Below are 11,714 nucleotides of genomic sequence, written 5' to 3' on the forward strand. Positions count from 1 at the left end.
CGAATTACTCGAAAATCAAAATCATTCAAATCTAATTCAGAAAATTAGTCTGTTTTTCCATCTTGAACAACAAGATCGGAAGGCTTTGTTAGTTTTTTAGTTTTTGTTTTGAAGAAAAAATCAATTAACTATAGCATCATTTTCAAATGAAAAAAATAATACTAGCCCTTATTTTAGGGTTTTCAAGTCTGCTTTCAGCCCAAAATTCTGTTTCAGGAACTGTAACCGATCTTCAAAACCAGCCTTTGTCAGGCGTTTCTGTTTATGCGCCAGAATTACATAAAGGAACAACAACCGACGCAAACGGAAAATACGAATTTACGAATCTTCCAAACGGAAGTTTCCGCCTTGCTTTTACCTTCGTTGGATATACCACTCAGAATAAAACTATTTTTAAATTATTAAAAGAAAACACTTTAGACGCAAAGCTTTCAGAATCTGTTTTTGAAATGGATGAAGTTGTGGTTTCAACACCTTTTAACAAACTGCAATCGCAAAACGTAATGAAAGTCGAGCACGAAAGCATCAAAACATTACAGCAAAAAGGAACCTCAACCTTGATTGAAGGTTTGGCTACTATTCCTGGAGTTTCTCAAATTTCTACCGGAACTTCTATCGGAAAACCAGTAATCCGAGGTCTTAGCGGGAATCGTGTTTTGGTTTATTCTCAAGGTGTGCGTATCGAAAACCAACAATTTGGAGACGAGCACGGTTTAGGATTAAATGATGCCGGAATCGAAAGTGTTGAAGTTATAAAAGGTCCTGCTTCTTTACTTTATGGATCTGATGCTTTGGGCGGTGTTTTGTATTTCAATCCAGAAAAGTTTGCTGATGCGAATACTTTTAAAGCAAATTTCAGTCAAAAATATTTTACGAATACACAAGGAAGCAATTCTTCGATTGGCTTAAAAACATCTACGGATAATTGGAAATTTTTAGCGCGAGGCAGTTTCAACACGCATTCTGATTATAAAATTGCTGATGGCGATCGCGTAACAAATTCACGTTATAACGAAACCGATTTTAAAACCGGAATTGGATACAGCAATTCTAGTTTTTCAAGTGTTTTAAGATACAATTACAATAAACTGGATATTGGAATTCCAGAAGACGGAATTGCAGAACAATCTTCCAGCAAAAACACGATGTTTCCAAGACAGGGAATTTTCAATCATTTATTAAGTCTTAACAATGTGATCTTTTTTGAAAACTCAAAATTAGATGTTGATTTGGGATATATAGCCAATGACAGAAGCGAGTTTGAAGACAGCAACAACGCCTCTTTAAGAATGAAATTGAATACTTTCAATTACAACGCAAAATATCATTTCGCCAAAATGGGCAAAATTGAAACAATTTTAGGCGTTCAGGGAATGCATCAAACTAATAGCAATTTTGGAGAAGAATATTTAATTCCGAATGCAACAACGAATGATTTTGGTGTTTTTGGAACTGCAAATTACGAATGGAACAGTAGTGTTCTGCAAGCGGGATTGCGTTTTGACAATAGAAATATAACTTCTGAAGCACACGGAATTGTAGATGAAGAAGGTTATTTTCTCCCTTTAAACAAATCATTTGACAGCTTTAATGCTTCTTTAGGTTATAAAACAAAACTTGCTGAACCCTTGACACTTCGTTTGAATGTGGCCACTGGATTTAGAGCGCCAAATTTAGCCGAATTAACTTCGAACGGAGTTCATGAAGGAACAAATCGATATGAAATTGGAAATACTGATTTAAAAACAGAACAAAACGTTCAAACCGATTTGAATTTAGAATACAAAAACACGCATTTTGAGTTTTTTATAAACGGATTTTACAATCACGTAAACAATTATATCTACACTTCGCCAACGGGAGAAACTCGTGACGATAATGATGTTTTTGCTTATGTTCAGGATAATGCAAAATTGTATGGTGGAGAAGTTGGTTTTCACTTTCATCCTCATCCTTTAGATTGGCTTCATTTTGAAACCAGTTTTGAAACTGTAACTGGTAAAAAAGATAACGATGATTATTTGCCTTTAATTCCGGCAAATAACTGGAATAACACTTTAAGAACGGAGTTTAACATCAAAGATTGGTTTAAAGAAGGTTATGCTTCTCTAAACGTTTCTTCGACTTTTAGCCAAGACAATGTAAGCGGTTTCGAAACGGCTTCAAAAGGATATACGTTAGTAAATTTAGGTTTTGGAGGAACTGTAAAATTAGGAAAAACTGCTTTTGATGTAAACTTAAACGGAAACAATTTATTCGATAAAAGTTATATTGCTCACCTTTCAAGATTAAAAACAGATGGCATCCCGAACATTGGAAGAAACATCGTTTTAGGTGTGAATTTCAACTTGTAAAAATTTTAACCGCAAAGTACGCTAAGATTCCGCAAGGTTCGCAAAGTTATTTCACACAGCTTTGCGAACTTTGTGTTTTTATAAAGGCTGCTTAATTAAAAAACTTTGCGTGCTTTGCGGTAAATTTATATTCAACTAAAAGTGGTATTTTTGCTATAACCGTTAAACAAAAACTATGAAAAAAACATTTCTAATAATGGCAATTACAACTGCAGGAATTTCATTTGGACAAAACAAAATTCAGTATCCAGAAACAAAAAAAGGCGAGACTGTTGATGTTTATTTTGACACAAAAGTAAGCGATCCCTATCGTTGGCTTGAAGACGATAAATCTGCTGAAACTGGTGCTTGGGTTAAAGCTGAGAACCAAGTTACTTATGGTTATTTAGATAAAATTCCATTTCGTGATGCACTTAAAAAACGTATGGAACAACTTTGGAACTTCGAGAAAATAAGTGCCCCGTTTGTAGAAGGAAAATTTACTTATTATACTAAAAATAACGGACTTCAAAATCAATCTGTTGTTTATAGAAAAGGACAAGATGGGAAAGAAGAAGTTTTCTTAGATCCAAATACTTTTTCTAAAGACGGAACAACTTCACTAGGCGGTTTAGATTTTTCTAAAGACGGAAACAAAGCTGCATATTCTATTTCTGAAGGCGGAAGCGACTGGAGAAAAGTGATTATAATTGATGCTCTTTCTAAAAAAGTTTTAGAAGATACTTTAGTTGATGTAAAATTCAGCGGTGTTTCCTGGCACGGAAATGAAGGCTTTTATTATTCGAGTTATGAAAAACCAAAAGGAAGCGAATTATCGGCAAAAACAGATCAGCATAAATTATACTTTCACAAACTGGGAACTTCTCAAAAAGAAGACAAAGTTATTTTTGGAGCAGATCAAAAACGAAGATATGTTGGGGGTTATGTTACTGAAGACGATCATTATTTAGTAATTTCTGCTTCGAATTCTACTTACGGAAATGAGCTTTATATTAAAGATTTAAAAGTGCCAAATAGTCCGATAATTACGGTTGTTGACAATTTTAACAGCGACAATTCTATTATCGAAAACGAAGGAACAAAATTGTTTATTGAAACCGATTTGAATGCGCCAAACAAGCGTGTTGTTACGGTTGATTTTAGCAATCCGAAACCAGAAAACTGGAAAGATTTCATTAAGGAAACTCAAAATATTCTATCTCCTTCAACAGGCGGAGGTTTCTTTTTTGCTAATTATACTAAAGATGCTGTTTCGTTTGTACAGCAATACGATTATAGCGGTAAATTAGTTCGTGAAATTAAACTTCCAGCAGTAGGAACTGCAGGCGGATTTGGAGGAAAAAAACTGGATAAAACTTTATATTATAATTTTACCAATTATACAACTCCAGGAACGATTTATTCATTAGAACCAAAATCTGGCAAATCAGCAATTTATCAAAAACCTAAAGTAGATTTCAAAAGTGAAGAGTACGAATCAAAACAAGTATTCTACACTTCAAAAGACGGAACAAAAATCCCGATGATTATTACGTATAAAAAAGGATTAAAACTGAACGGTAAAAACCCAACAATCCTTTATGGTTATGGTGGCTTCAATATTAGTTTGACACCAAGTTTCAGTATCGCAAATGCAGTTTGGATGGAAAATGGAGGTGTTTACGCAGTTGCTAATTTAAGAGGCGGCGGTGAATACGGGAAAAAATGGCATGACGCCGGAACGAAATTGCAAAAGCAAAATGTATTTGACGATTTTATTGCTGCAGGCGAATATCTGATTGCTCAAAAATATACTTCATCAGACTTTTTAGCGATTCGCGGCGGTTCTAACGGAGGTTTATTAGTGGGTGCAACAATGACACAGCGTCCTGATTTAATGAAAGTAGCATTACCTGCTGTTGGTGTTATGGACATGCTGCGTTACCATACTTTTACAGCCGGTGCAGGTTGGGCGTACGATTACGGAACAGCTCAGGACAATAAAGAAATGTTTGAATATCTTAAAGGATATTCTCCTGTACAAAATGTAAAAGCAGGCATTAAATATCCTGCAACAATGGTAACAACAGGAGATCATGATGACCGTGTGGTTCCTGCTCACAGTTTTAAATTCGCTGCTGAATTGCAGGAAAAACAAGCTGGCGACAATCCAGTTTTAATTCGTATTGATGTAAAAGCAGGACACGGAGCAGGAAAATCAGTTGCAGCTTCAATTCAGGAAAATGTAGACGTTCAAGCGTTTACACTTTATAATATGGGCTTTACAGCTTTACCTAAACAGTAAAATTTTAAGCACTTAACTTATTTTTAGCCACGAATTCACGAATTAATTTTGTGAATTCGTGGCTTTTTGTTTCACGCAGATTTTGCAGATTTAAGCAGATCGTTTATTAAGAATCTGCTTCATCTGCTAAAATCTTTTTAAATCTGCGTGAAAAAATAATTCGTGAATCGTTTTTTAAAAATCAGTTTCAAAAGAAAATTCGTTGTAATTCGTGTAATTCATGGCAAACGTTTTTTAAATTTGAGAAACTAAAAAACCAAACGATGAAAATTATAAAATGGGGAATTATAGGCTGTGGGAATGTAACAGAAGTTAAAAGCGGACCTGCCTTTCAAAAAACTCCAAATTCAGCATTAGTTGCCGTTATGCGAAGAGATGCAGCTTTAGCCGAAGATTATGCCAAACGTCATAATGTTCCGAAATGGTATTCGAATGCGATTGATTTAATTAATGATCCAGAAGTAGATGCTGTTTATATTGCCACTCCTCCATCTTCTCATAAAGAATATACCATTTTATGCGCTAAAGCCAGAAAACCAGTTTATGTTGAAAAACCAATGGCTTTGACATTTGAAGAATGCAATGAAATGATCAGCGTTTGCAAAGAACACAATGTACCTTTATTTGTAGCCTATTACAGAAGAAGCTTGCCAAGATTTTTAAAAATTAAGGAACTAATCGATCAAAATAAAATTGGAACTGTTAGACACGTAAATTGCGTTTTATATCATCCGTTTGAAGAACGCTATGATGACGAAATTAATTTGCCTTGGACAGTTTTGCCACATATTTCAGGAGGAGGAATTTTTGTTGATTTGGCTTGCCATACTTTAGATTTTCTAGATTTTGTTTTGGGTCCTATTAAGTCCGTGCGAGGGCATGCGAGTTCTCAATTAAAAGCTTATCCAGCAGAAGATGCTGTTTCAATGTCTTTTCTATTTGAAAATGGAATTCACGGAACTGGTTTATGGAATTTCGCCAGTTTTGAACGATATGACAATACCGAAATTGTAGGCGATAAAGGCAAAATCTCTTTTTCTACTTTTGGAAATGATCCAATTCATATTCAATATACAAACGGAGAAAAAGAAAGCATAACAATTGAAAATCCGCTTCATATTCAGCAGCCATTTATCGAAACTGTAGTTTCAGAGCTTTTAGGTAATGAAGGTGCTTCTCCATCAAAAGGAAGCTCAGCGTCAAGAACAACTTGGGTTATTGATGAAGTTTTAAAGGAATTCAGAAACTCTAAGTAATAATTTTACACATTTTTGTCATTTCGATCCCGAAGCCTCGGGATCGAAATGACAAAACAAAAAAAGAGGATATTCAGAAATGAATATCCTCTTTTTTATAAAACTATAAATTGTTTTAGAATTATAGGCTGTATTTAAGACCTAAAGTCAAACCTAAACCTGAAATTCCAACATAAGAACTTAATTCGTCCATTGGTTTTGTAGTATCTACACCATTTGGATTAGTTAAAGCATTATTAGAATTAACGTCTAATTTATCAACATAATTTGTATGAGTTGCAGCAGTTGAAGCAGCTCTGAAAGAAGTTGTAGTATTTAATTTATCAACTCCATTTTCAGTATACTCAGTAGTTTCTTTAGTTTTTCCGTGTACAGTAAAGTTACGGTATTCTAACTCAGCAAAAGCAGAGATGTGTTTTCCTAATTTATAAGATGTACCTAAAGCGGCCATAAAACCTATTGTTGCATTTGGTTTTACAACATCTTTTGAATAAGCTTGAGTTTCAGCAACTTTGTTAGCTCCTGCAAAACTTACATAATCTCTATTTGTTTTAATGTCTAATGTACCGTGAATTGGAACAATAACTCCAACTTTAGTATATGGTTCAAAACCATGAGCTTCACCTAAAAACATTACAATCGCTGGTGCTAAATCAAAAGCTTTGATTTCTCCTTCAGCTGTAAAGCTTACATAAGTAGCAACAGTTGTCTGTGGGTTATAAGAAGCAAGCCTATTTGTTGTTTGAGCCATCGTTTTTTCATTACTTACATAGTAATTTGCAGACATCTCAACTCCTAAACGTGTAGAAAAACGGTAACCAGCTGTAATACCGCTTCTGAAACCTTGTCCAAAAGAACCTGTAACACTTTCTCTTGAAATTAATTTATTAGCAGTTAATGTACCTGCATAAACATCTCTGTTTGGCAATTGACCTCCAACTACTGGAAATTCTGTTGAAGCTGTTTGATTAAAATAAGATCCAGCTAATTTAAAATACCAGCTTTCTGGTTTATCTGCTTTTTCTGTTTGCGCCATTGTGGCCATAGAGCAAACTAATAATCCTAATAAAAATAGGTTCTTTTTCATAATTCTGATTTAATTAATTTATGCAAACTTAAAATATTTTAACATAACGTTAAGCATTGCAAGGTTAGACTTGGAACGAAATCGTTGTAATTTCGGACAATATTACTAAAAAACTATTATGCATGCATATTTTTAACATAAAAAATTCACATAATATTAAATTTTAACTGTTAAAATTTAGTTCAACTTAAAATTAACCTGCATTTTTTCTAATTCCTGCAATAGTTCTGTCGAAATTTTGACTTTTAGCCTACGGCTTGGCATCGTTAATTTAGTTACAACTTTTATTTCCTCGACCTCAGTTACTTCCTGAATTTTAGTATCTTCTAATGGCACATCAGAATCTTCATTTTCATCAGCAAAAACTGCATCTTCGGTTTCTTCAAATTCAGTATTGGTTTCGACCTCAACTAAACGTTTTATTTTTTCTAATTCCATTATTTCAAAAGTCACAGAATTATCGCCTTTATTCGCATTAAACAAATGACTTAACTGATGAATAAACTCAGTCTGTAAATCTTTTATATTTAACAGCAAAACAAGTTTTTTAGAAAACGCCTCTAGAATATCCTGCAATTGTCTTATCTCAACAAACTGCATTCTTGGTTCTGATTTTTTGCCTGTGTCATGATTTACCCATCCGTCTTTTATCAATATTTTTAGATACGCAAAATTATTCTGAATTAAGAAATGACGGAATTTTAAGTATTCTTCACCAAAAATTTTAAACTCAAAACTTTCGTCATAACCTTCTAGATTAAATACTGCCCAGCCTTTTCCATTTTTAGCGACACGATGCTGTACGTTATTAATGATACCCGCAAAATTTAGATTTTTACCTACATATTCATTCATGCTTTTTAAAGCTTCTAAACGAGCATTACAGAAGTATTTCATCTCAAATCTAAAATCATCAAGAGGATGTCCAGAAATATAAATTCCCACAACTTCTTTTTCTTTGGCTAATTTCTCCATTGTGCTCCAGTCTTCGCAAGGAGGAACCACAGGCTCCGCTATTTGCACTTCACTGGCTTCACCAAACAAACTTACCTGCGATGAATTTTCATTTTCCTGAAACTTCGACCCATAGCGCATTGCTTTTTCATAAAAAGTGATTCCGTCGCCATCATCATGAAAATATTGCGCTCTTGTAGTTCCTTCAAACGAATCAAAACCTCCTGCCAATGCAAGATTCTCAATTGCTTTCTTATTGGCTGCGCGAAGATCAATTCGTTTTGCTAAATCAAAAATCGATTTATACCTTCCGTCTTTTCTGTTTGCTACAATTGTTTCAACTGCTCCAGAACCAACTCCTTTAATCGCTCCCATTCCAAAACGAACAGCATATTCATCATTTACCGTAAATTTATAGTAAGACTCATTTACACAAGGTCCTAACACCTGTAATCCCATGCGTTTACATTCTTCCATGAAAAATGACACTTGTTTGATATCATTCATATTATTTGAAAGAACCGCAGCCATATATTCAGCAGGGTAATGTGCTTTTAGATAAGCTGTTTGATATGCAATCCAGGCATAACATGTTGAGTGCGATTTGTTGAAGGCGTAACTCGCAAAAGCTTCCCAGTCTTTCCAGATTTTCTCTAGAATTTTGGCATCATGCCCTTTTTTCGCTGCTTGTTCAACGAATTTAGGTTTCATTTTATCTAGAACATCTTTTTGTTTTTTACCCATTGCTTTACGCAAAACGTCGGCCTCACCTTTTGTAAAGTCTGCCAGCGATTGCGACAAAAGCATTACCTGTTCTTGGTAAACGGTAATTCCGTAGGTTTCTCCAAGATATTCTTCGCAGGCATCTAAATCGTATTTAATTTCCTCTTCTCCATTTTTTCTTCGAACGAAAGATGGAATATATTCTAAAGGTCCTGGACGATACAAGGCATTCATGGCAATTAAATCTCCAAAAACAGTTGGCTTTAGATCTTTCATGTATTTCTGCATTCCCGGCGACTCGTATTGGAAGATTCCAACCGTTTCTCCTCTTTGAAAAAGCGCGTACGTTTCTTCATCATCAATCGGGAAAGTATCTGGATCCAAATCAATGTTGGTTCTGTATTTTACCAGTTTAACCGTATCTTTTATCAGCGTAAGGGTCTTCAGACCCAAGAAGTCCATTTTAAGCAATCCCGCACTTTCGGCAACCGAGTTATCAAACTGCGTTACATATAAATCAGAGTCCTTTGCAGTGGTAACGGGAACGAAATTCGTAATATCCGATGGTGTAATGATTACACCACAGGCGTGAATTCCGGTATTTCGCATCGATCCTTCAAGGATTTTTGCTTGTTGAATCGTTTCTCCAGCCAAATCATCTTCATTGGCAATGGCGATTAACTCTTTTACATTATCAAATTCATCAGAACGAAGGGCTTTTTTAACATCATCTTCGTTTTCAGAAATAAAACGAGCTAAATTCCATTTCGATGGCATCATTGCCGGAATCAGTTTTGCAATTCTATCAGCTTCAAATAAAGGCAAATCCAATACACGAGCCGTATCACGAATCGCTGATTTGGTTGCCATTTTACCATAAGTAATAATCTGTGCAACCTGATTTTTTCCGTATTTATTGATTACATAATCCATAACACGGCCACGGCCCTCGTCATCAAAATCAATATCAATATCGGGCATCGATACACGATCCGGATTTAAGAAACGCTCAAAAAGCAAATCGTATTTAATCGGGTCAATATTTGTAATTCCGAGGCAATATGCAACGGCAGAACCCGCTGCAGATCCACGGCCAGGACCAACAGAAACATCCATGTTTCTGGCTTCGGCAATGAAATCCTGAACAATCAAAAAGTATCCTGGATATCCCGAATTCGAGATTGTTAACAGCTCAAAATCCAAACGTTCTTGAATCGCTTCTGTAATTTCGCCATATCTCTTTTTTGCTCCAACCATTGTCAAATGGCGCAGGTATTTATTTTCACCTCTTACACCTCCATCAACTTCATCTTCGGGTACAAAAAACTCTTCTGGAATATCAAATTTAGGAAGCAATACATCACGATAAAGAGAGTAAGTCTCTACCTTATCAACAATTTCCTGGATATTAATAATAGCTTCCGGCAAATCAGAAAAGAGTTTTTTCATCTCTTCTGAAGACTTATAATAATATTCCTGATTTGGAAGTCCGTAACGATAACCGCGTCCGCGTCCAATAGGCGTTGCCTGCTTTTCACCGTCTTTTACACAAAGTAAAATATCGTGGGCATTGGCATCTTCTTTATTTAAATAATAGGTATTATTTGTTGCAATTAATTTGACATTGTGTTTTTGCGAAAATTCGATCAAGGTTTTGTTGACACGATTTTCATCTTCCTGATTGTGACGCATCACTTCAAGATAAAAATCATCGCCAAATTGTTCTTTCCACCAAATTACTGCTTCTTCGGCTTGGTTTTCTCCGATATTTAGGATTTTACTCTGAATTTCCCCATATAAATTCCCAGACAAAACCATGATATCTTCTTTGTATTTTTCGATAATAGTTCGGTCAATTCTCGGAACATAATAAAATCCGTCTGTAAAAGCGATCGACGACATTTTAGCCAAGTTATGATAACCATTTTTATTTTTGGCCAGCAAAACCACTTGATTTCCGTTGTCTTTTTTGCTTTTATCCAAGTGATTATCGCAGACATTAAATTCGCACCCAACAATTGGCTTTATCTCCGTTTCTGTTGGTTCTTCACCAGCTTCAACTAAAGCTTTATTTTTGGCAGAAGCCGCCTTGTTATGATTCATTACCGCACTCACAAAGTGAAATGCACCCATCATATTTCCGGTATCGGTCATGGCAACAGCCGGCATTCCATTTTTGGCTGTAGCGGCTACAATATTTCCAATTCCGATAGTCGATTGCAACACCGAAAACTGCGTATGATTGTGCAAATGCGCGTATTTTGCAGCTTTAAAATCAGCTCTTTCAGAATCTGAAACACCAGTTTGTTTGTCTACAGATTCTAAAGCCTTTAATTGCTCTCTGATTTTATCAGAAGCCGCTTTTAAATTGATATGTTTTAAACCAATTAAAGGAAATTCCTGTGGATTTCTTTCTTGGAATTCTTTAAAATAATCCTTCGGGACATCTAGTTCCTCTTTGGTAAAAACTTCTCTTCTAATTAATTCTAAAAAACAACGTGTAGTTGCTTCAACGTCGGCAGTTGCGTTGTGTGCTTCTGCGAAAGGTTTATTGAAAAGATATTCGTGTAATTCTGTTAAAGTGGGCAATTTATAGCGTCCTCCACGACCTCCAGGAAGCTGTAATAATGAAGCTGTAACTTCCGTACAAGTATCTAAAACTGGCATTGCACTCATAGGAGAATCCACTCCCAGTCTATGAAATTCGGCACCCATAATATTGACGTCAAAACCTAAATTCTGACCCACAATAAATTTGGTTTTGCTTAAAGCGATATTGAATTTCTCCAAAACTTCAGCTAATGTAATTCCATCGGCTTCCGCCAATTCAGTCGAAATTCCGTGAATACGTTCTGCATCATATGGAATATTAAATCCGTCTGGTTTTACCAAATAATCCTGATGTTCGATCAATTGCCCCATTTCGTCATGAAGCTGCCATGCGATCTGAATACAGCGAGGCCAGTTATCAGAATCTGTAATTGGCGCATCCCAACGTTTTGGTAATCCGGTTGTTTCGGTATCGAATATTAAATACATAGCTTTAAAATACAAAA

5 protein-coding genes are annotated in these 11,714 nt (G+C 35.3%); 3 read left to right on the top strand and 2 right to left on the bottom strand.

Features of this window, described 5'->3' with window-relative positions; all coding sequences use genetic code 11:
* The first annotated feature begins 146 nt into the window (after positions 1-146).
* The 3 genes from IR010_RS06430 (at position 147) to IR010_RS06440 (ending at position 5,894) form a co-directional block, all read left to right on the top strand.
* Positions 147-2,354, top strand: a complete 2,208-nt coding sequence (locus IR010_RS06430) for a TonB-dependent receptor (RefSeq protein ID WP_194602598.1) — start codon at positions 147-149, stop codon at positions 2,352-2,354.
* 175 nt (positions 2,355-2,529) lie between these two features.
* Positions 2,530-4,638, top strand: coding sequence for a prolyl oligopeptidase family serine peptidase (locus tag IR010_RS06435; protein ID WP_194602600.1), 2,109 nt, complete (start codon positions 2,530-2,532; stop codon positions 4,636-4,638).
* A 263-nt stretch (positions 4,639-4,901) separates the two neighbouring features.
* The gene (locus tag IR010_RS06440) at positions 4,902-5,894 is read left to right on the top strand and encodes a Gfo/Idh/MocA family protein (protein ID WP_029271631.1); all 993 of its coding nucleotides are present in this window, start codon (positions 4,902-4,904) and stop codon (positions 5,892-5,894) included.
* A gap of 121 nt (positions 5,895-6,015) precedes the next feature.
* On the opposite strand, the gene IR010_RS06445 is transcribed toward IR010_RS06440, so the two are convergent.
* Positions 6,016-6,981, bottom strand: a complete 966-nt coding sequence (locus IR010_RS06445) for an outer membrane beta-barrel protein (RefSeq protein WP_194602602.1) — start codon at positions 6,979-6,981, stop codon at positions 6,016-6,018.
* A gap of 177 nt (positions 6,982-7,158) precedes the next feature.
* Positions 7,159-11,697 carry a DNA polymerase III subunit alpha gene (dnaE, locus tag IR010_RS06450; protein WP_194602605.1) on the bottom strand — a complete coding sequence of 1,513 codons (4,539 nt, stop codon included), beginning with the start codon at positions 11,695-11,697 and terminating at the stop codon, positions 7,159-7,161.
* Positions 11,698-11,714 lie beyond the last annotated feature (17 nt).

The sequence above is a fragment of the Flavobacterium sp. MR2016-29 genome, assembly GCF_015350695.1.
GTDB lineage: Bacteria > Bacteroidota > Bacteroidia > Flavobacteriales > Flavobacteriaceae > Flavobacterium.

Excerpts from the sequence above, each read along its gene's own strand:
- dnaE (WP_194602605.1), bottom strand. The coding sequence starts at position 11,697 with ATGTATTTAATATTCGATACCGAAACAACCGGATTACCAAAACGTTGG.
- IR010_RS06445 (WP_194602602.1), bottom strand. The coding sequence starts at position 6,981 with ATGAAAAAGAACCTATTTTTATTAGGATTATTAGTTTGCTCTATGGCC.
- IR010_RS06440 (WP_029271631.1), top strand. The coding sequence starts at position 4,902 with ATGAAAATTATAAAATGGGGAATTATAGGCTGTGGGAATGTAACAGAA.
- IR010_RS06435 (WP_194602600.1), top strand. The coding sequence starts at position 2,530 with ATGAAAAAAACATTTCTAATAATGGCAATTACAACTGCAGGAATTTCA.
- IR010_RS06430 (WP_194602598.1), top strand. The coding sequence starts at position 147 with ATGAAAAAAATAATACTAGCCCTTATTTTAGGGTTTTCAAGTCTGCTT.